Annotated in this window: 13 protein-coding genes; 7 read left to right on the forward strand and 6 right to left on the reverse strand. The window is 63.4% G+C overall.

Annotated features, from left to right (window positions below; translation table 11 throughout):
- The first annotated feature begins 260 nt into the window (after positions 1 to 260).
- Complete coding sequence (locus E4O92_RS09230) at positions 261 to 3,986, forward strand: TonB-dependent receptor (protein ID WP_135189480.1); 3,726 nt, start codon at positions 261 to 263, stop codon at positions 3,984 to 3,986.
- A gap of 284 nt (positions 3,987 to 4,270) precedes the next feature.
- Here the strand turns inward: E4O92_RS09230 and E4O92_RS09235 are convergent, their stop codons facing one another.
- Both E4O92_RS09235 and E4O92_RS09240 read right to left on the reverse strand, forming a co-directional pair.
- Positions 4,271 to 5,875, reverse strand: a complete 1,605-nt coding sequence (locus tag E4O92_RS09235) for a family 43 glycosylhydrolase (RefSeq protein ID WP_229483204.1) — start codon at positions 5,873 to 5,875, stop codon at positions 4,271 to 4,273.
- 40 nt (positions 5,876 to 5,915) lie between these two features.
- Complete coding sequence (locus E4O92_RS09240; protein WP_135189482.1) at positions 5,916 to 8,543, reverse strand: glycoside hydrolase family 3 C-terminal domain-containing protein; 2,628 nt, start codon at positions 8,541 to 8,543, stop codon at positions 5,916 to 5,918.
- Positions 8,544 to 8,858: 315 nt separating this feature from the next.
- Between E4O92_RS09240 and E4O92_RS09245 the strand changes: the two genes are divergently transcribed.
- From E4O92_RS09245 to E4O92_RS09255, 3 genes are all read left to right on the forward strand, one after another.
- The gene (locus E4O92_RS09245) at positions 8,859 to 9,965 is read left to right on the forward strand and encodes a Rieske 2Fe-2S domain-containing protein (RefSeq protein ID WP_135189483.1); all 1,107 of its coding nucleotides are present in this window, start codon (positions 8,859 to 8,861) and stop codon (positions 9,963 to 9,965) included.
- A 236-nt stretch (positions 9,966 to 10,201) separates the two neighbouring features.
- Positions 10,202 to 12,184, forward strand: a complete 1,983-nt coding sequence (locus tag E4O92_RS09250; RefSeq protein WP_167759743.1) for a bifunctional serine/threonine-protein kinase/formylglycine-generating enzyme family protein — start codon at positions 10,202 to 10,204, stop codon at positions 12,182 to 12,184.
- A 51-nt stretch (positions 12,185 to 12,235) separates the two neighbouring features.
- Positions 12,236 to 12,934, forward strand: a complete 699-nt coding sequence (locus tag E4O92_RS09255; RefSeq protein ID WP_135189485.1) for a hypothetical protein — start codon at positions 12,236 to 12,238, stop codon at positions 12,932 to 12,934.
- A 43-nt stretch (positions 12,935 to 12,977) separates the two neighbouring features.
- On the opposite strand, the gene E4O92_RS09260 is transcribed toward E4O92_RS09255, so the two are convergent.
- On the reverse strand, positions 12,978 to 14,567 hold the full coding sequence (locus E4O92_RS09260) for a cytochrome-c peroxidase (protein WP_135189486.1): 1,590 nt from the start codon (positions 14,565 to 14,567) through the stop codon (positions 12,978 to 12,980).
- Between the two features lie 464 nt (positions 14,568 to 15,031).
- Here E4O92_RS09260 and E4O92_RS09265 point away from each other — a divergent pair, with 464 nt between their 5' ends.
- Positions 15,032 to 17,422, forward strand: coding sequence for a TonB-dependent receptor (locus E4O92_RS09265; RefSeq protein ID WP_135189487.1), 2,391 nt, complete (start codon positions 15,032 to 15,034; stop codon positions 17,420 to 17,422).
- A gap of 97 nt (positions 17,423 to 17,519) precedes the next feature.
- On the opposite strand, the gene E4O92_RS09270 is transcribed toward E4O92_RS09265, so the two are convergent.
- The 3 genes from E4O92_RS09270 to E4O92_RS09280 form a co-directional block, all read right to left on the reverse strand.
- Entirely contained in the window at positions 17,520 to 18,020 is a 501-nt protein-coding gene (locus tag E4O92_RS09270; RefSeq protein WP_206076839.1) for an amidohydrolase family protein, read from the reverse strand.
- Between the two features lie 114 nt (positions 18,021 to 18,134).
- Entirely contained in the window at positions 18,135 to 18,734 is a 600-nt protein-coding gene (locus E4O92_RS09275; RefSeq protein WP_135189488.1) for an HdeD family acid-resistance protein, read from the reverse strand.
- 133 nt (positions 18,735 to 18,867) lie between these two features.
- A complete protein-coding gene (locus E4O92_RS09280; RefSeq protein ID WP_135189489.1) occupies positions 18,868 to 19,248 on the reverse strand; it encodes a DUF2784 domain-containing protein in 381 nt (126 codons plus the stop codon).
- A gap of 188 nt (positions 19,249 to 19,436) precedes the next feature.
- Here E4O92_RS09280 and E4O92_RS09285 point away from each other — a divergent pair, with 188 nt between their 5' ends.
- On the forward strand, positions 19,437 to 20,141 hold the full coding sequence (locus E4O92_RS09285) for a lipid-binding SYLF domain-containing protein (protein ID WP_167759744.1): 705 nt from the start codon (positions 19,437 to 19,439) through the stop codon (positions 20,139 to 20,141).
- A 39-nt stretch (positions 20,142 to 20,180) separates the two neighbouring features.
- Positions 20,181 to 20,666 (forward strand): hypothetical protein, encoded by a 486-nt coding sequence (locus E4O92_RS09290; RefSeq protein ID WP_135189491.1) that lies wholly within the window; start codon positions 20,181 to 20,183, stop codon positions 20,664 to 20,666.
- Positions 20,667 to 20,726: the final 60 nt, after the last annotated feature.

Here is a 20,726-nt window from a genome sequence, read left to right on the forward strand (position 1 = left end):
TCCCTGGCGTATTCGATCTGATAGTATTTTTCCGTCAAGTAATGCCACTTGCATTCCGACAGGTAGACCGAGCAGACAGACAACACGACGGACATAAGCCGCGCAATCCGCGAAGACGGACGCGACGTGTTCGGCCCCGCGCAAGCACCTTCGAATGTTAACGGGCCGTTGCCCGCCATACGCGCGCCATCCTGCTGCAAACGCAAACCACGCGGGGCAGCACAAGAAGTAAAACCTTTGACGAACCTTGGAGATAGAAGATGAAACAAACGGCCGCTTATGAAATACGCCGTAATCGTTTGAGCTTTGCGGTATCGCTCGCCGTCGCTTCGCTGGTTGCCGGGAACATGGCAATCGCACAGGAGAACCAGGCAAGCGCCCCGGCTGCTGCGGCCACGGCGGACGAGAGCCCGGTCGCGAAAGTGGAGATCGTCGGCACCCGCGCCTCCCAGCAGTCGAGTATCGACCGCAAGAAGAATGCCGCCACCGCAATCGATTCGATCGTCGCGGAAGACGTCGGCTCGCTCCCTGACCGGAACATCGGCGAGGCGATCTCGCGCATGTCCGGCGTGGCGCTCGATCGCGGCGACTTCGGTGAAGGCGTCAGCGTGGCCGTGCGCGGCAACGGCCCTGACCTTACCCGCGTCGAGATCGACGGCCAGGGCGTGCAGTCCGCCGGCGGCACCGACATGTCCGGCGGCGGCAACGGCCGCGGCTCCGAGTTCCGCCAGCTGTCGGCGGACCTGATCAAGAGCGTGGACGTGGTCAAGGGCTCGACCGCGGACATGACCGAGGGCTCGCTGGGCGGCGGCATCGTCATCAAGACCCGCACCGGCCTGGACTTCAAGAAGCCCTTCGCATCGCTGCGGATCGCCGAATCGCAAAGCTCGCTCAACAAGAGCTGGCAGCCGAACGCGAACCTGGTCCTGGCGGACAAATTCCTCGACGGGCGCCTGGGCGTGGTGCTCAACGCATCGCACCAGGTCCTGGCCAACGAGGCCCATTCGGTCCAAGTGGCCAACGCCGCCCGCTCGGGCTATTACCGCCTGCTCGACTTCGACAACTCGCCCGAAAAGACCTTCACCTACCAGCCGGGCACCATGACGGATGACGTGACCACCAGGTCGCCGATGCTGCAGTCGCCGCTCACCGCCGGCGGCTTCTTCAGCTCGGCCTCGCCGTACGAGGTGCTGACCAAATCGGCCGCGGCCAAGACCAAGGCGGACTGCTACACTGCGTTCCCGCAGCTGACGACGGCCCAGACCAACCTGATCACCTCGGCAGCGCGCGGGGCGGCCCAGTCCCAGCGCAATAACGAGCTGTTCAGCTGCCTGAACCAGTGGAACGACTACACGCCGTCCAACCTGCGCTATTTTGTGAAGCGCGAGTTCGACAAGCGCCAGAACCTGGACCTGCGTACCGACTTCAAGGTCAACAAAAACCTGACCGTGTATGCCAAGGGCAGCTTCAACCGCCGCTACGACGACATGCACCAGATGACGTACAACCTGGGCGGTGTGAAAGTCAACCCCAGCAGCGTGTTCAGCCCGACCTATAACGGCCCGGCCTTCATCGATGACACGAAGGCAGGAACACGCATCCCGGCACCGGGTTCCGGCTACTATGCGTACAACACCCCAAGCCAGGCGAGCAACACCTACCTGTCGAGTTCGGTGGCGAACATCATCCCGGGTTCCATCGTCTACGACGCCAACCACCACCTCACGAAGTTCACGATCACCGATGCCGCGGCAACGACCGACCAACTGCACGAGTATGCGAAGACGACAGCGAAATACCTGCAGCTTGGCGGCACCTACAAGAACGGCCGCCTGACCACCGAATTCTTCGTCGGCGACGCCAAGTCGGACTTCGAGCGCGCACAGAAGCGCGTCAGCTTCAACAACTATTACGGCGAGACGACCCTGTCCGTGCTGCCGAACGGCCTGTGGGGCTACAGCTTCCCGGCCGGCAGCAGCTTCGACCAGGGCAACCCGGCCCAGTACGGAACCTTGTTCCCCGGCGTGGCAAGCAGCGCAGTCAAGCTCAGCGCGACCAACACCCGCGCGATGCCGGCTTATACGGCCGCCCAGCAGCCGCTGCTGACGCAGCAGCCAAGCACCTACTACAATCCGCGGATCATGGAGAGCGAAGAACGCACGGCCAAGCTCGACCTGACCTATGCGGTGCCGGATTCGATCCCGTTCTTCAAGCGCTTCAAGGCCGGTTTCAACCTGCGCGACAACATCAAGGACAGCTGGGACCCGAACAGCGGCAACAATGGCGGCTTCACCGTAAAGGCTGCGATCGGCACCTTCGGCGCGCCCGACTACATCCCTGCGGTCGTGCTGCCTTCGGTGGTCATCCGCAGCACCTTCAACGGCTGCCAGGACACCCCGGGCTCGCTCGGCCCCGGCGGCAATGCCTGCCAGTTCGGCTTCCTGCCCGGCGCTGACCCGCGCCGTGGCCTCGATGGCAATACGACCCTGACCGTGCAGCAGTGGAATGACATGGTCCAGCAATCCCTCAAGGGTAACGTGACGCCAACCCAGTTCTTCTCGGGCGCAAACGGCCGCCCGGCCGGCCTGCTGAATAACTGGGTGGGGATCGACGTCGACAAGGTCTTCGAGCTGGTCAATACCCCGCACACTAACTTCGACTGCGTCAAGAAGTGCACTGCGAGCGACGGTAAGGTTTACGACCAGCCCCAAACGCACCTCACGGAGCGCACCCAGGCGTTCTACGTCATGGGCGACTTCGGCCTGGACCACATTCCGTTCACCAGCCTCTCGCTGCCGTTCGGCTGGGAGCTCGAGGGCAACATGGGCTATCGCTACGTGAAGACCCGCGTGCGCGGCACCGGCATGATGACCCTAACCTCGATCACCCCGATCCCGGGCCAATACAATCCTGCCCTGCCGACCGCGCCTGGTGGTACGGTCACGAGCTCGGTCTCGCAAGCCGTGTCGATCAATGACACCAGCCACGACTTCATGCCGATCTACAACCTGGCGATGTGGCTGGTGCCGGACAAGCTGGTGGCGCGCTACAACCGCGCCAAGACCGTCGCCCGTCCGCCGATCAACTACCTGATGCCGTCCGGCACCTGCACATACGACGCCACCCTGGTCGACAAGGACCCGGCCGCTTCGCAAACCTGCAGCGGCACCATCGGCAACCCGGCATTGCAGGCCCAGATGAACGTCAACCAGAACCTGAGCTTCGAGTTCTATCCGAACAAGGATACGATGTTCTCCATCGCCGGCTTCCAGCAGGAAGGCAGGATCGGCGCGGCGGTCAGCCGTGGCGTGTCCAAGCTGCCGCTCGCCGGTGGTTCGGGCCTGGTCGATCCGGTCACCGGCGTGGCACTGTCGGACGTCGATTTCAACTACTCGCTGTGGCAGAACGGCGCCACGACCACCCGCAAGGGCGTCGAGTTTGGCACCAAGACCGCGTTCACCTTCCTGCCCTGGTTCCTGCGCTATACGGGCTTTGACGCGAACTACACCAAGCTGCGTTCGGCCACCACGAGCGAAAACGTGGTTGACCTGCTGACCGGCACCCCGCTGCCGCCGGCGCGCGAATCGAAGTACTCGTACAACTGGGCGCTGTGGTACGACGACGGCAAGCTGTCGGCCCGCGTGGCAATGCAGGCGGTGGCATCCTACTTCAACTGCATCGCGGGTTGCGGCTCGATCGACAACTACGACTATGCAGCCAATGGGGTTACCAGCGGCATGATCAGGTTCCCGTACAATCCGGGTTCGCCGAACTTCAAGGACTCGACCCGCTTCATCGACGGCAAGATCTCGTATAAGGTCAAGCCAGGCATCGAGGTTTTCGTGGAGGGACGCAACCTGGGTAACGCGACCACTTCGACCAGCCAGGCACAGTTCGCAGGGTTCTCGGATGGCACGCCCAACCTGCTGGACTATGGCTACGCCGGTCGCCGCGTCATGATCGGTGTGAACCTGCGCACCCTGTAAGGCAACCACGCCACCTGGCCGGCCTCGCTGTCGGGGCAGGTGGCGCATCATCCAGACGACGACTCGGAGACGACTCGTCGTCTTTTTTTATGGCGATGTCAGTGCAAATAAGCGGTAGCGTGCCCGACTGCGTTCCTTGGGACCGTAGGGTGTGCAGCTTTGCTGCGCACGCGGTACGTGTGCATACCGGCGCCAACGATATTCAACCGTACCGCGTGCGCACTGGTGCGCACCCTACGCCCTGGCGAACGCCGCAGGCCAGGGTACTGCGAAGCGTACGTTACTCAGCCAAAGGCCTGGTACCTGAAATTGCGGAACCTGACCTCGCCCTTGCCTGCCGCAAACAGGCCGGGCTTCAACGCCAGGAAGCCGCCGCGCACATTGTGATGGTAGCCGGACACCTCCATCCCGCGCGGGTAGCGGCTCCATGCCTTCCCGTCAGTCGAGGTATGGATGCTGACGATGTGCTGGCGATTACGCAGCCGCACGAACACCCGGCTGCCATGCAGGTTCGGCGCGCCGCCATGCTCTTTACCGTACTGGTAAGTGGTGAAGCGGTCCGCATTCACGCCAACCCCGCAGTAGAGCCGGTCGTCATAAAAGAGCAGCAGACCGCCCCGGCTCTGCGGATCGATCTCGATTTCGCATGTGATCTCGTAGTCCTGGTCCGGCGCCACGAACAGAAGCGGCGACGAGTCCGAAGGCGTCGTGCCGCTCGCCTTCAGGTGCAGCACCCGGTCCTTGCGCAAGATGCGGTCCAGCTCCCCTGGCGAGGGATTGAAGAACTGCCACTGCAAGCCGTATTTGTCCGTTGAAAAATCGTCGGACAGCGCCATTCCGTGCACGCCGGCCTTGCCGCCGCGCGGCTTGCTGATCGGCTGGGACAGGTCGCCTCCGCCAAATTCGAGCCAGCCGTCCGCCGTCCAGGTCACGGGCGCCAGCAGCGTCTGGCGGCCAAGTGTCCAGAACCCGTTCTCGTAGCCGTGGTATACGCCCCACCAGTCGCCGCCTGGCCCTTCGACCAGCGACGCGTGGCCGCGCGACCACCATTTTTCCTCGGCGCGCGTCGTGCGCACGAGCGGGTTGCGTGGATGGTTCTCCCATGGGCCGTTGATGGAGCGCGAGCGGGCGGCGATGACCATGTGCCCGGTCGGCGGGCCAGCGGTGCCGCCGACTGCCAGGATCAGATAGAAGTACTCGCCGTGTTTCACCACCTTCGGGCCTTCCGGCGAAAAGCTTTCGACCTCCCAGCCCTCAGGGTAGCGCCATGCGTCGTACACGTGCTGTGGCTCGCCCACTGTGGCCAGGCCGTCGTCCGACAGGCGGACACGGTCGCCGCCGGAGAGGAACAACCAGCGTGACCCGTCCTCGCCGACCGCATGGCCGGGGTCGATGTGGCGCGGCAGGTTCAGGTCGATTGGATCGGACCATGGACCGCGAATGTCGTCGGCCCAGATCACCCATGACGTCGTCTTCGACCCTGGCGCGACGGTTTTCTTGGTCGGGATGTAGAGGTAGTAGCGGCCCTTTTGCTTGCACAGGTCGGGCGCCCAAACCGAACCGATGTTCCTGGTCAGCGCCGCCGTGATCGGCCGCCAGTTCACAAGATCCTGCGAATGCCAGATCACCAGCCCCGGATAGGCATTGAAGCTGGAGAAGGTCATGTAGTAGTCGGCGCCATCCTTCAGGATCGTCGGGTCGGGATGGTCGCCGGCGAGGATCGGGTTGAGGAACCGGCCGTCGCCGATGTCGGCCTTGCGCTGGCCTTCGATCCCGGGGGACCAGGTCACTGGCTTGGGCGCCGCGCTTTCGGCAGCGCTCGCACTTCGCGCGCCCAGCAACAGTGAACTGATTCCTACGGATTTGATCGCATCCCGGCGTGTCGGCATTTGCATCTCCACTTGTAATGATTGAGGTTTGCGGCGCGCTTTAGAACGGCTTCAACACTGCCTGCCCTTTGATGTTCACCCGGACTGCCGCCCCTGCAGCTGGCTTGGTGCCGGCCGGCTGGCCGCCACCAATCCACAGATCCACCGCACCGGACGGCACCACGCGCGTTCCCTTGGCGTCGATGATGCTCATATCCTGCGCATCGACCTTAAAGCTCACCTTGCGCGTTTCGCCAGCCTTCAGGTGAATGCGCTGGAAGCCCCTGAGCGACCGGATCGGTGCGCCGCCGGCCTTACGCGACACATAAAGCTGAACGACCTCGTCGCCATCGCGGCTGCCGCTATTGCGCACGTCGACCGATACGTCGACTGCATCGCCAGCCTTCACCGCGTTCTTGCTGACCGCCGGCCGGCCATAGGCGAAGGAGGTATAGCTCAAGCCGTAGCCGAACGGGTACAGCGGCTCGCCGCTAAAGTAGCGATAGGTGCGTCCCTTCATGCTGTAGTCGCCGAACGGCGGCAACTGATCGACCGACTTGTAGAAGGTGACCGGCAGGCGCCCCGCGGGGCTGAAGTCGCCCGCCAGCAGTTCCGCCACCGCCTGGCCGCCCTCGCCGCCCGGATACCAGGCTTCGACAATGGCCGGCAGGTTGGCCTCTGCCCAGTTCACGCTCATCGCACTGCCGTTCATCAGCACCAGGACTACCGGTTTGCCGGTCGCGTGCAGGCGCTCGAGCAGTTTTTGCTGCGGTGCCGGCAGGTCCATCGTGCCCCGGTCGCCGCCGGCGAAACCCGGCGCCTTGACGCTCATCGCCTCGCCTTCGAAACGCGCCGTCAGTCCGCCGACGAATACGACCACGTCGGCCTGTTTCGCGGCCTTGAGCGCGACGTCGTCGCTGGCGCTTGGGCGGCTCCATTGCAGTCGATGGTCGCCGCGCGTGCCATTCTGCATGGCTTCGACGCGGATCGTGTATGCCTGGTTGGCAGTGAGCTCGATGTCGGTGTCCGAGGTCGGCCAGGCGATGTCCCACACGTCGGCGACCAGTTTGCCGTCGACGTAGATGCGATAGCCATTTTCGCCGGAATAGCGGAATCGGTAGATGCCGCTCTCGCTCGGCCGGATGTAGCCGGTCCAGCGGATGGAGGTTTCGCGCTCCTCGCGGGTGGGCGTGCCCCAGGCGACCCTGGCGTTCGGCTCGCTACGCACTGCAACCGGCTTGCCCGCCAGTTTGATGCCCTTGAACTCTTCGGCTTTCAGCCCCGGCTCGTTGCAGGCGGCGTCCTGGCAGAGGGTGGTGTCGGGAATATCCTCCAGCGGCGGCGCGACCCAGCCCGTGCCTTCAACATAGCTCACCTGCGATGTCGCGAACCGTGCCTTGATTCCGGCGTAGACCGTGATCGGCTGGGACGGCGTACCGTTGTAGTTGCCAACCAGCGGGTCGACGCTGTTGGCATTCGGGCCGATGACGGCGATGCGGCCTGGCGCCGACTTGAAAGGCAGCAGGCCGGTGTTTTTCAGGAGGACCATCGATTCGCGCGCAGCCTGGGTCGACAATTTTCGGTGCTCCGGCGTATCGAAATCCTTCGCGGTGATGCCCGCGTACGGCCCTTCGCCCGGCGCGTCGAGCAGGCCCAGCCGCACGCGCGCCACCATCAGCCGCCGCACTGCTTCGTCGAGTTCGCTTTCCGAGATCAAGCCCTGCTTTACGGCCCTGACCGTCGTTGCCGGATCGGCGGTGTCTTTCGCGCCGGAGGAGCAGAACAGATCGGTGCCGGCCTTGATGGCGTTGGCCGCCGCCTCTTCCGGCGTCCTGACATAGGCATGCGACTTGGTCAAGTGGATGTCGGCGATGGCCGCGCAGTCCGAGACGACGTGGCCATCGAATTTCCAGTCCTTGCGCAGGATGTCCTTCAAGTAGTGCGGATTGGCACAGGCCGGGACTCCATCCAATGCATTGTAGGCGCACATGACCGCCTGCGATTTGGCTTGCGTGACCGCGGCGTGGAAGGCCGGAAGGTAGGTGTCGATGACATCGTGCAGCGACGGACGGACGTCCTCGCGATGGCGGGCCGGTTCCGGTCCGCTATGCACCGCGAAATGCTTGACCGTGGCGACAGTCTTGGGATGCTCGGGATCGTCGCCCTGCAGGCCGCCGATGAAGGCCACACCCATGCGCGCTGTAAGGAAAGGATCTTCTCCGTAGGTTTCCTGCCCGCGGCCCCAGCGCGGGTCGCGAAAAATGTTCACGTTCGGCGACCACACCGTCAACCCCGGGCCGCCGGCGATGCTGCCGTCCGGACGGCGCCGCGCCAGATACTTGGCGCGAAATTCGGTTGCGGTGGTGTCGGCGATGTCACGGATGAGTTGCGTGTTCCAGCTCGCGGCCATGCCGATCGCCTGTGGGAAGACGGTCGCTTCGCCAGCGCGCGCGACGCCGTGCAAGCCCTCGTTCCACCAGTTATAAGCAGGAATGCCAAGGCGGGGGATAGCGGGCGCGCGGTGCTGGATTTGCGCCGCTTTTTCCTCCAGCGTCATCTGTGATACCAGCTTGGCCGCGCGCTGTTCGGCCGGCGATGGCGCCTGGGTTTGCGCGTAGGCGCAGCCGACCAGCGTCGCGAGCCCAACTGCAAGGATACGGCGCGGGGCGCCGCCGGAGTGAAACGTCATGTCATTGTCTCCAGTTCATTTTCGAATGATGCAAGCAGTACCGGCGACAGCCACGCGCAATCGCAGGCGCAGGTCGTCCGTTTGCAGGTGTCGCGAGATGCTAGCAGAGCAACATCCGGTTGCGGGATGACGTTAGGAGCATTTGCGCGAAATTGAAATGGGATTTGGTGGATTTGATGACGCACTATAGAGTGTACGGGATTTCGGTGAGTCGCCCGACCTGGTGTAAACTGGGCTTTTCCGCGTTCGCTAACGCTGCCGCTTTTAACTCGTGACGACAGTCGATGCTGCCGTTTACGCAAGGAGGCGTCACGCATGCATGCAGTCCCTTGGCTGGATGGCGGTTCCATCGATCCGTCCGCAAGCGCGCAGGTCCGTGACCTGCGCCGTGTTCCCATCCACCCAGATCACTGGTATCCGCTGGCTTGGTCGAGCGAAGTCAGGCGTGGCAGAGCCCTCGGAGTGCTCTTTGCCGGCGAGCCGATCGTGCTGGCGCGTACCGAGTCCGGTACGCTATTCGCACTGGAAGATCGTTGCGCACACCGGCAGGTGCCGCTGCACGCGGGCGTGGTGGAAGGCGACTGCATCCGCTGCGGCTATCACGGCTGGACTTATGACAGCACTGGCCGCTGCGTCAATGTGCCATACCTCGGGCGTGAGCGTCTGCCCAACGGCGTGCGTGCCTATCCCTGCCGGGAAGTGCACGGCCTTATCTTTGTCTTCCCCGGCGATGTGGCGCTGGCCAACGCGCGGCCGCTGCCCGCCTTGCCATCGGTGGCAAACAAGGCGTACAAGACGCGCCGCTTTGGCCGCGTGGTCAAGTGCCACTACTCCTTCATGCACGAAAACCTGATGGACATGAACCACCAATTCCTGCACCGGCGCCAGATGGGACAGATGCGTGCGCGAGCGCGGGGCCGCCGTCGCGGCGAGGGTTGGCTGGAAGTGGACTACACGTTCGCGCGCAAAGGCAAGCAGCCCGTAGGCGAGGCGCTGGTGTTTGGCGCCAGCAGCAAGAACGGCGATCAGGACGACCAGGACGTGATGACGGTGCGCACCGAGTATCCGTACCAGACGCTCCAGATCCGGTCCGGCGACGGCACGTTAGTGATGGACCTATGGATCGTCTACGTGCCGCTGGATGCGGCGCAGCGCACCAACCGCACGTTTGGCCTGCTTTCCATCCGCAGGCCCGGCATCCCGCTGGCACTGGACCTTGCATGGCCGCTACTGGTCTGGTTCACGGAACGAATCTTCAAGGAGGATCGCTGGATCGTCGAGCTTGAGCAGGAGGCCCACGACAAGCAGGGTGCCGACTGGAACCACGAGGTGTTCCCGGTCATCAACGAATTGCGAGACCTGTTGCGCAACTGCGGCGGCCGCACCGTAATCGCGCTCCGCAAGGCGGGCGACACGGCCTGACGGCGAATCCGAGGCCCTGCGAGTGTTGCTGTCCCACAATACGTTGCATCGACTGCGGCGTGCGCCACTTGCTCGAGCATGAAAGCAGGCGCGGTCGCAACCGGCAACAACTTGGGTTGAAAGCCGCCGGATGCATGAGCCGCCCCAGCATCAGGCTTAGCCTTCATCAGAATAGGAACACATCATTCTGCGCGTAACCATTATTTAATTGACATCGCAACGCGCTTTGGGATGTAATGAAGGCGAGCACATCCCCACAACGGTTTGCGATCAGCATGAACCTGCCGCCCGATGACGACGACCACACCGTGATCGCGCCCGTCCCCGCCTTCCCCAACGCCCTGGCGGCGGGAACCATGTTGGGCGAGTTCGAGATAACGCGTGTCATCGGGCAAGGTGGCTTCGGCATCGTCTATCTGGCTCACGACCGTTCCCTCGGACGCGATGTCGCGCTGAAGGAATATATGCCGGCGGCATTTGCCGGACGCAGCGGCGAAACCCAGGTCACCATTCTTTCCGCGCATTATGCGGAAACCTTCAACGTCGGCTTGAGCAGCTTCGTCAAAGAAGCGCAGTTGCTGGCGAGCTTCGATCATCCCTGCCTGCTCAAGGTCTATCGCTTCTGGGAAGCCAACGGTACCGGCTACATGGCGATGCCCTATTACCAGGCGCCCACGCTCAAGCAAATGTTGAAGGACGAGCATGCCCTGCTGTCCTCCGAAGCCTGGCTCAAGACCTTTCTCGGCCATATCCTGGATGCGCTGCACGTGCTGCACGAGAAGCAGTGCTTTCACCGGGACATTGCGCCGGACAATATCTTGATGCTGGACCGTGAGATTCCGTTGCTGCTCGATTTCGGCGCGGCGCGACGCGTGATCGGTGACATGACGCAGGCGCTGACGGTGATCCTCAAGCCGGGTTACGCGCCAATCGAGCAATACGGCGAAATGGGGGACATGACGCAGGGGCCGTGGACCGACCTGTACGCGCTGGCCTCGGTGATCTACTTCATCATTGCCGGCAAGGTTCCGCAGGCCGCATTGTCGCGGCTGGCAGCGGATAAACTGGTACCGCTGGCCGAGAGCGCCAAGGGCCGCTATAGCCCAAGTTTTCTGGAGGCCATCGATCGCGCGCTCGCCGTGCGGCCCGAACAGCGTCCGCAGAGCGTGGCAGACTTCCGCGCCCTGCTGCAATTGGAGGATGCACCTGTCACGCGGCTGCACCGGCCCAGCACGGTGGCCGTTGCGCCGGCGGCATCGCTAGCCGGCAACGAGGTGGAGGAATGGGCGACTCCGGCACGAAGCCCGGGTTCCGACGATGCGCAGGCGCCGCCAGAAATCGATGGCACCGGCGCCGCAGCCGAGCGGCGCAAGCTTGCAATGCTGGGTACCGGCGCCGCCGTGGCGGTGGCGGCGCTCGTCGCTTTGTTGCTGTGGCCACATAAAGCACCGCCCCGACGCGTTTCCGCGCTGATACCCCCCCCGGCGCGGCCTGCTGCGGCATCGGTCGCGCCGCCCTGCCCGTTGCACCGTGCCGACGGCACACCGCTGTGTCCGGTGATGGTCAAAATACCGGCGGGCACCTATCGCATGGGCTCCCAGCCCGGCGACCGGGACGCGGCACCGGAAGAATTCGGCGGCCAGCCGAAGGCGATCGCGGCCTTCGAGATGTCTGCCACCGAAGTGACGGCCGAACAATGGCAACTGTGCGTCGATGACGGCATGTGCGCCGCACCGACGGTCGCCAGTCCGTTGCCGACCATGCCGGTCACCCAGGTGAGCTGGAATGCGGTCCAGGATTACATCGCCTGGCTCTCGAAGAAGACAGGGAAAACGTACCGCCTGCCAACCGAGGCGGAATGGGAATATGCGGCGCGCGCCGGGACCACGACGATCTTTCCGTGGGGCGACCGAATAGGCGACTACAACGCCCACTGCGGCCAATGCGGCACGTTGGGCGAATATCCACAGACGGCGCCGGTCGGCAGTTTCAAGGCGTATGGCGGACTGTACGACATGCTTGGCAATGTCTACGAGTGGGTGGCCGATTGCTGGACACCTCACCACGGGGACAGCGGTGCCGACAGCGCCAGTTGCCAGAACAAGGTACAGAAAGGCGGCGCCTTCGATTCGATGGGCGCGGACGTGCGGCCGGTGGCGCGCACGTTCGGCGACCGGACCAAGGGCGATCCGCGCGTCGGATTCCGGCTCAGCAAATAAGCAGGAAGAGCGCCGGAAGCAAGCCATTCCCATTCAGTAGCCGAGGTTGTCATGATGCAGATTCTTCGCGCCGTCGCTCTCCTGCCCGTTCTTCTGGTGGCCGCCTGCGCCAACCAGGCGCCGCCGCCTCGGGGCGTGCCGGCGCATGTGAGCAACCCGGACATTGCTCCCCCGGCGACGCCTGCACCTACGCCCTTGGCCAATGTCAAACCCCAGCCGGTCGTACCGCTGCCCGTTGTCGACGAATTAAAGCGCCAGCAGGCCCAGCAAAAAAAAGACGCGGACGACGAGGCGCAACGCCTGGCGCCCTACCAGAAGAACTTGTTCCAGGTTTTCAGGCTGAGCGAAACGCTGGCCGGATTCAAGCCCAAGGCGAAGGCTGTCGGAGTGTACGAGCTGGCCGCGTCCAAGACCGGCAAGCTCAGGCTGGCGCTGGCGCAGCTGCCTAACAGCCCGGCCCGGCTCGCCAGCGGCAGCTACGTGGTCAGCCTGGACCTGGCGATCGACTATACCGAGAAGCAGGAATGCATTGCCAGCGCCTGCGCCGGCAAGTCCGAGCAGTTCGAACGGACCACCAACCACTCGGTGCAGCTCGCGCTCAACCCGAAGAACAATTTTTCGGCGACGGCGACCTTGCCGCTGGTTGATGTCAAGACCACCAGCGCCAGCCCCAACTATCGCAGCAGCTATTCCAATCTGGTATTGACAGTGCGCCGCATGACCGCGTCCGTCGCCAAGGTTCAGGAATGAACAGCCCCGCAGCAAAAATGCCGCGACCAGGCCGTCATAGTCGTTACTGACACGTTTCGAATTTCAGCAGTTGCGCGCCGTTCGGGAGCGACTTCGGCACCAGCGAGCAGGTATGCGATGACAGCATCCGCTCGTCGAGCAAGCCGGTGCGGACGAACTGGATCAGGTCGTCCAGCTCTTGCCTACTTAAGCGCAACGGATCGCGCACCAGCGGGTCGATGGTGGCCGCGACATAGGCGATGGGCGCCATGCGCATGACGAGGTCCGGCGCGACACCGGCTCGCTTGGCGTCATAGTTGTGCAATGACGCGAGCACATCGAGGTGGTGGCCGATCGCGTCGTCCAGCAAGGTGAACGCCCCGTTGTGAAAGTACGCCGGCTGCAGCGCCGCGTTGCGCAGTGGCGAGGTGCGGAATTGATAGCGGTCGCTGGCCAGGCCGGAAATCTGTGCGAGCCCGTAATCCTCGTCTTCCCCAGGGCCGTCGAAAATGGTGTCGCCGCTGCCGACGCCGAATACCGGCGCAATCTGGGGCACGCCGATATTGTGCATTTTGAAATCGCTGAACATTTCGTTCGCGTTGCCGCTCACAGCATGGCAAGCCACACAGTTGGCCTTGCCGAAGAACAGCAGAGCGCCGCGTTTTTCCTGCTGGGTCATCGCGGTCGTTTCACCGCGGGCAAACCGGTCGATCGGAGCGTTCGCGCCCTTCAGGCTGAATTCGAATTCCGCGATCGCGCGGGCGAACATGGCGATGTCGATCCGCGCCCCGCTGCGCACCTCGCTGAACACCTCGGCAAATTTCTCCACGTAGCCCGGAATGGCGTTCAGGCGCTGTTCCACGCGCGCCCTGATCGGGTCGTTTCGAAAACCCGTCGCATCAAGGGCCGGACAGACTTCGCCTTTGCCGTCGTCAAATTGGTAATAGCGCGGATCGATACCGTCCCGGATGCCGGTAAATCCAGCGGCTTCGTTCAGTTCCGTCGGCGGCATGTGCGCCTGGGCGATCAGCAGGTGCCGTATCACCGGGTCATTCGGACGGAACCTGGTCGTGCCTTCGGGCTGTGGAAAGCTGAACCCCATCGAATTGTCGAACGGGTCGCCGGACGGCGCGAAAAAGCGACCGTTCCACATCAGCTTGGGATAGAACGGAGAGTTGACCACCGATGGCGTGCGCCGCTGGTTGCGTGGCCCACGGCGGTTCGGGCCGACAAGCAGATTGCTCTGGATGCCGATCGCGATCGATTGTGTGTCGCCGAAGCCGTTTGTGGGTGAGTGGCAGCCGGCACAGGAGTTGTCATTGTGGAGACCCGACACCTGGTCGAAAAACAGCAAGCGGCCGATGTCGACCAGCTTCGGATCCAGCTTTCTGCCAAGCCGCTCCTCTAGCCGCTGCTCGACGGTACCAGTAAAACCGTGCTGTGTCAGTGTCGCTGCGAGTTGTTCATCGAGAGGATCAGGCGACGCGGCCCGGCCGGACTGGTCCGATCCATTGCAACCGCCGAGCAGGATCGAGCAGATCAGTGTGAATGCAGCCAACTGGAAGGCGCGAGCGGCCCGATTGTGCTTTGTGCTCACGCGCGGCAGAGGATGCTGCGGATAACTGGTTTGGTGTAATGCCACGGCTTGGTCCATATGCGCTCCATGCGAAAAGGTTAGCCAGGCTGTATGGATAAGTTATCGCCAGCGGCCGAGCGCACCTTTGCGCAAGCTCATCGGGAAATGGGAACTCTGCGGTTAGTGCTGAGGCCAGTGATCGGGTGTGCCGTACAGAAGAGAATTGTTAATCGGTTTCCTCGGTCCTCAACAGGCCGCCCCTCCGGCGCTGTGGTTTCCTCGTAGAACGCGCCTTAATCGCTGGGCCCAACGCCAGGAAATCGTCTCGCAAATTGGTGTTTACACTCTTCAATTGTTGTTTTAGAATTAGTTAAACGATTACCTTAACCTTCTCTCATGGCCCGCTTTCTTCGTCCTGGTTTGATGGCCGCCGGCGCCTTGCACGCCGAGCCGCTCGATCAGTCACCGCTCACCATCAGTTGGACCCTCACCTGCCGCCCATAAAAAACTTCAGCCTCAAAACAACAACAAGGAGACGTACCATGCAGCATCCAATCATCAAACCGTTACCGTTCGCGATCATGCTGGCGCTGTCCAGCGCCGCCTTTGCACAGGAGGCGCCGAAGTCCGACCAGGAGGCCACGCCAGGCCTCGAAACGGTGGTTGTGACAGCGAACAAGCGGGTCGAAAAGCTCGAGAACGTACCGATGGCGATCTCGGTGATGGGCGAACAATTTTTGCAACGCAACAACGTGCGCGACGTTGAGGACGTGATCAACCTGTCGCCCGCGTTGACGGTCACCTACGGCACCACGCCAGCCAACAACGGCATCAACATGCGCGGTATCGGCACCAGTTCGATCGGCATCGGGGTCGAGGCCGACGTGGCTGTGATCATCGATGACATTCCGATGGGCATGCAGGTGCAGGCGTTTCGCGAAGTGCCGGAGTTGCAGCGAGTCGAAATCCTGAAGGGGCCGCAAAGCACGCTGTTCGGCAAGAGCGCGATCGCGGGCGCCCTCAACATCACCACCAAGCCGATCGCCGGACCGATCACCAACACCTTCAGCTCGATGCTGACCAGCGACCACGAATGGCGCGTGAGCGCCTCGTCCAGCGGGCGCACGTCCGAGCAATTTGGTTACCGCATCTCGGCGATCGAAAACCGCTATCCGGGCAACGTGACCAACCTCACCACCGGCGGCAAGGTCAACGGGTCGTCGGACAAGACCTTCATGGCCAAGCTGAACTGGCGCCCGACCAGCAACCTGGACGTCGACTTCTCGCCCCGCTTTAACCATTCGAACCGCAATTGCTGCGTGCTGGTGCTGACCAGCCTGACGCCGTTGCAGGGAGCGCTGCTGTCGAACATCGCCCAGCTGCCGGCCACCACCTTGCTGGACGGCATCCCCATCGGCCCGGAAAACCGTACCGTGCGCAACGACGCGCCGACGGGACAGGATTCCACCACCCGTGGCGCCGGCCTGAAGCTTACCTATGCCCTGGACAATGGAGCCACGCTCAGCTCGATCACCTCATTCGACCGCTACCTGGCCTACGATTCGCGCGACCAGGACTTCGTGGATGTCCACACGCTGCTGTACTACCCGCTGGCCAACGGCAAGCCGGCCGGCGTGGATGCTGGTTACACGCAATATGGCAGCTTCGACGTCAAGTCGCGCACGCAGGAGTTCCGCCTGACTTCGCCTGACAGTGGTCCGATCCGCTACGTGTCCGGCCTGTGGTACGGCAAGAATGAAATCGGCCGCCAATTCATTCGCGGCTACAACGGCATCGCGCTGTCGACCCCGACGCAATACTTCGGCTCGACCTACAACATCAACTACGCGCTCTACGGCCAGGCGACCTGGCAGTTCTCCCCCGTCTGGAGCCTGATGGGTGGCCTGCGCTACAACCGCGAAGTCTCCGGATACACGATGGCCCTGGGTGCGCCGCCGCCGGGCGACTTCAAGCCGACCGCCTATTACGAGAGCCTCGATAACGGTGAAAACAAGCTTACTGGCAAGCTGAGCCTGGCGCACCACCTGAGCCAGGACATGATGGTCTACGTGACCGGCGCCACCGGCTACAAGGGCAAGGCCTACGACATCACCAGCGGCCTGAGCGCCGCCACCGCGGCCGAGCAACCGGTGAAGGCGGAAACCTCGAAGACCGTCGAATTCGGCTTCAAGGGTAATTTCCTGCGTAACCGCCTGACGTGGAACATGGCAGCCTTCCTGACCAAGTTCAGCGACTACCAGCAGAATGCGGGCGGCTATCTGCCCGGCACCACCACCTACGTGACCCGCCTGTCCAGCGTGGGCGGTGTGCAGACCAAGGGCGTGGAACTGGATGTGAGCGCCCTGGTGACCCAGGCGCTGCTGGTCAATGCGAGCGTAGCCTACACCGACGCTACCATCACCGATTTCCCGAACGGCCCCTGCTACAACGTGACCGGCAGCCCGAACGGCGGCTTTAACCTGGAATGCCAGTTGAAGAATCCGCAGTACGGCAACCAAAACGTACAGAACCTGTCGGGCGGGCGCATGCCGAATGCGCCCAAGATCAAGGCCAACCTGGATGCCCAGTACGACATTCACCTGGCGAACCGGGGCTTTGGCGCCTTTGTTCGCGGCAATGTGCGCTACCAGAGCGACGTGATCACCAACCTGAACCAGGACCCGAGCCTGGCCGTGGGCGCCTATAGCATCACCAACCTTGGCTTTGGCTTGAAAGACGACAAGAACCTTTGGAAATTGAGCTTCTTCGTCAATAACGTGTTCAACCGCCACTATGCGACAACCGGCCTGACGGGCGCCGGCAGCTGGAGCTCCAAGGCGCCTAACCCGGTGGTGAACGTCACCAATACCACCTGGACACCGGCGCGCGATTCGTGGCGCTACTTCGGTGCACGCCTCGACTTGAGGTTCTGATCGACGGCACAACACTTGCACGTGCAGACTGCCGTGCGCGGGCCGGCCTTGAGGCCGGCAGCCGCAGCGATAACGAGATGCGCTGGTGGGACCATCGCTACGCGGGCCATCTCGGTTTCAGGCCGCGCGACAGCTGGGGCCCGTAGAACCCGCGCAGATCGCCATGGCCGGCAGACGAACTGATGATATGCGCGGCCACCACCAGCCACGGCCCCTCGACCAGGCCGGCCGCGAGCGCGTTGCGCAGGTCGACGGTCGGAAATTGCGGATCGGCGCAACCCATGTCGCGCAGGGTCGTGAAGCCGTAACGCATGTAGTCGCGGGCGATGTTCAGCCCCTTGAGCGCCTTGGCTGCGGATGATTGCAGCGTCTGCAGGGCCAGATCGGCGGCATCCATCGTCAAATGCACATGCGTGTCGATGAACCCGGGACTGACGGTGCGCTCCGAAAGATCAATTGTCTGAGCATCGGCTGGCCGGCGTACCGAAGTGCCGATCTCGGCGATACGATCGCCTTCCACCAGAATTTCGACCGGGCCCGTCAACTGGTCGGCCACACCATCGAACAGTTTGCCACACTGCAGTACAAACGCGCCCATTCGAGACATCCTGCGGTCACGTCGGTGTGACAGCGCCCGGCAGCCTGGCGGGCGCTCTTCTTTGATGATGGCGTCAAAAGGCAGGACGGGCTCACGCCCATGCCGCCTGATGATCTAATGCGCCGGGGAGATGCGCCGGTCGGGAATGCCGCGCCGCTCGCCCGGAGGCAGTTGGCCGCGCCGCGCCAGCCGCTGCACCTTCACCGACAAGGCGAGCAGCAAGATGCCGGAGAGGATCGCGTACAGGCTGATCAGCCAAACCAGTGCCAGTGCACCCGCGCCGGGGAACAGGAACACCAGTGCACCGAACACGATCGAGACGATGCCGGAGAGGGCCATCATCCATTCGCCCTCGATGACCTTGCGCAACCTGACCGCGGCGATAATTTCGAGCACGCCGGTGACGAGCGCATTGGCCCCCATGATCAACACCAATGCCAACGCGGTAAGAGCGGGATTGACCAACGCCACTATCCCGGCGCCGATCGAAACCAGGCCGAGCAGCAAAGGCAGCCACCAGTCATCGTTGGCGCGCCGATAGCGTGCTGCCCCGGCGACCGCCGAGATACCGGACAGCAGGGCGAAAGCGGCGAACAGGGCGATCAGCCCCAGCAGCGTCAGCCCCGGCACGACCGCCGCCAGAATACCGAACAGGATCGCGAGCACCCCGCGCAAGGCGATCTCCCACCACGATTGAGCGAAAAAACTATTCATGACACGGCTCCGTCAGTCCATATGCTACGAGTGCTGGCCGGATGCGCGCATCCTGCCCGCAAGTAGCGGTTAGGCAGCGGCGCGGTCTCACAGTTCCCCCAGCCGCCCGGCACACGCGAAGGCCGTGCCCGGCTTATTGCGCCTGTGCGGGCCGGCCGCGCGGATGACGCCAAATCCAGGTATAGACGGCAATGTTGATGAGAACCACGGCCGTACCAAGGAAGAGCTGGAACCAGCGGGTGAGCCCGATCGGGTAGATCACCCACAGCAGGTAGTGCTCGAGGAAGCCGCCCGTATAGCCGGTCTGTCCGGCCCGCACGCGCAGGAGGTTTTCGAGATAGGTCAGCGGACAGCGCAAATCGCCGATCTCGATCGCAAATCCCCAGGCCGCGGCCGGCAGGTGCAGCCACACAAGCCAGCGCCAGCGGGCCACGGCAAAACCGCCGAACACGACGAACAGGATGTAGGCCAGGTGCACGACAAGCACCAGGTCGGCAGCGGCGCGATACCACATTTTCGCTTTCCCCCCCGGCGGCATTGCCTGCAAATTTACCATCCCAGCGACGACAGGCGCGCGGCTGACGGAAATCAAACAGCTGCGCTACCGAGTCCGTACTGTTTTGGTTGGTGCGGCAAGCGGCCGCCACGTCGCCATTGGGGGGCCGTCAAATGGGTCTGCAACGTCCGCGAGTGGTCGCATGGATGCTTCATTGCCTTCTATTGCTGGCAGCAAGCGGTTGGGCATGCGCGGAGAACGAGGAGCCGCCGGCCGCAACGCGCGGCGCCGGGGAGCGGGCCCAGTCTGCGGCCGCCAGTCATGTCAACGACGCGGTCGACGTGGTGCGCATGGCGGCGCAGGAACCGGGGATGGGCACCCTCTTTTCCCAGGCCAGGGGCGTGTTCATCGTCCCGGCATACGGGCGGGCGGCACTGGGCATCGGCGCCAGCGGCGGCGCCGGGGTGCTGTCGCTGCGGCGCAAGAGCGGCGCCTGGAGCTACCCCGCCTTCTTCAGCATCGGCACGCTCAGCGTTGGCGGCCAGGCCGGCGCCGAGGGCGGGTCCATGGTCCTGCTGCTCATGAATGACAAGGCAATTGCGGGATTTAAGCACAAGAACAAGTTCACGCTGAGTGCGGACGCCGGACTGACGGTTTTCAACTGGAGCGCGATGGCCCAAGGTACGGTCGGCGCCGGCGACGTGATCGCGTGGGCCACCGCCAAGGGCTTGTTTGGCAACATCGTGTCGGTGGCGCTGGACGACGTCCATTTCAACCAGCGTCTGACGCAGGATTACTACGACCGGCCGGCCACGGTACGCGACATCCTCGCCGGCAAGGTATGGAACCAGCAGGCAGACCCGCTGCGGGAAGCGCTCTCGGTCGCTTCAGGCGCAACCGTGATCAAGTGATTTCCTGGCCGACGCCGAGGTTCGCCAATCCGGCGCATAATGGACCGGCATCAAGCGAAAGGGGGCGAAATGAACGGCAAACACTCAGGATCGGGTAGCGGCCGACCGGGCGGCCACGACGAGGCGACGCTCGGCATCGGCGGCCCGACCAGCGGAGAAGCGGGCGCGACGCTCACCCACGAGACCATGGCGGAAACGGGCGGCAGCGGCGGCAGTGGCCTGACCCGCAACGATGCCGGAATTGCCGGCGAAACCGCGCTGCCGACGGACGCTCTGCACCGGCAGGCCGGACACCTGCCCGATGAAACCGACTGCCATCCGCCCCGGTCGGAACGGGACGACCCGGCGCTGATGTCCCATTCACGCGGCGCCCTGGACACCCGCAGCGAACAGGCGGGGGCCTACGAGACCGGGCTGGGCATGCCCCAGACCGGGGCCAACCAGTCTCCGGCCGATATGGAACACGACAAGGACCAGAACAACCCGGCCTGGTTCCACAAGGCGGGCCAGGGACAAGTCGATTAGAGTCTCGTCGTCCCCGCGCAGTGAACTGACCCAGAAAAGTTGGACACCAGTTCCAACTTT

Source organism: Massilia horti (assembly GCF_004614195.1).
GTDB lineage: Bacteria > Pseudomonadota > Gammaproteobacteria > Burkholderiales > Burkholderiaceae_D > Telluria > Telluria horti.

Bases quoted from the DNA above. Each gene is read 5' to 3' on its own strand.
- E4O92_RS09235 (WP_229483204.1), bottom strand. From the start codon at position 5,875: ATGCCGACACGCCGGGATGCGATCAAATCCGTAGGAATCAGTTCACTG.
- E4O92_RS09230 (WP_135189480.1), top strand. From the start codon at position 261: ATGAAACAAACGGCCGCTTATGAAATACGCCGTAATCGTTTGAGCTTT.
- E4O92_RS09260 (WP_135189486.1), bottom strand. From the start codon at position 14,567: ATGGACCAAGCCGTGGCATTACACCAAACCAGTTATCCGCAGCATCCT.
- E4O92_RS09290 (WP_135189491.1), top strand. From the start codon at position 20,181: ATGGACCGGCATCAAGCGAAAGGGGGCGAAATGAACGGCAAACACTCA.
- E4O92_RS09280 (WP_135189489.1), bottom strand. From the start codon at position 19,248: ATGTGGTATCGCGCCGCTGCCGACCTGGTGCTTGTCGTGCACCTGGCC.
- E4O92_RS09240 (WP_135189482.1), bottom strand. From the start codon at position 8,543: ATGACGTTTCACTCCGGCGGCGCCCCGCGCCGTATCCTTGCAGTTGGG.
- E4O92_RS09265 (WP_135189487.1), top strand. From the start codon at position 15,032: ATGCAGCATCCAATCATCAAACCGTTACCGTTCGCGATCATGCTGGCG.
- E4O92_RS09250 (WP_167759743.1), top strand. From the start codon at position 10,202: ATGAAGGCGAGCACATCCCCACAACGGTTTGCGATCAGCATGAACCTG.
- E4O92_RS09285 (WP_167759744.1), top strand. From the start codon at position 19,437: ATGCTTCATTGCCTTCTATTGCTGGCAGCAAGCGGTTGGGCATGCGCG.
- E4O92_RS09275 (WP_135189488.1), bottom strand. From the start codon at position 18,734: ATGAATAGTTTTTTCGCTCAATCGTGGTGGGAGATCGCCTTGCGCGGG.
- E4O92_RS09270 (WP_206076839.1), bottom strand. From the start codon at position 18,020: ATGGGCGCGTTTGTACTGCAGTGTGGCAAACTGTTCGATGGTGTGGCC.
- E4O92_RS09245 (WP_135189483.1), top strand. From the start codon at position 8,859: ATGCATGCAGTCCCTTGGCTGGATGGCGGTTCCATCGATCCGTCCGCA.
- E4O92_RS09255 (WP_135189485.1), top strand. From the start codon at position 12,236: ATGATGCAGATTCTTCGCGCCGTCGCTCTCCTGCCCGTTCTTCTGGTG.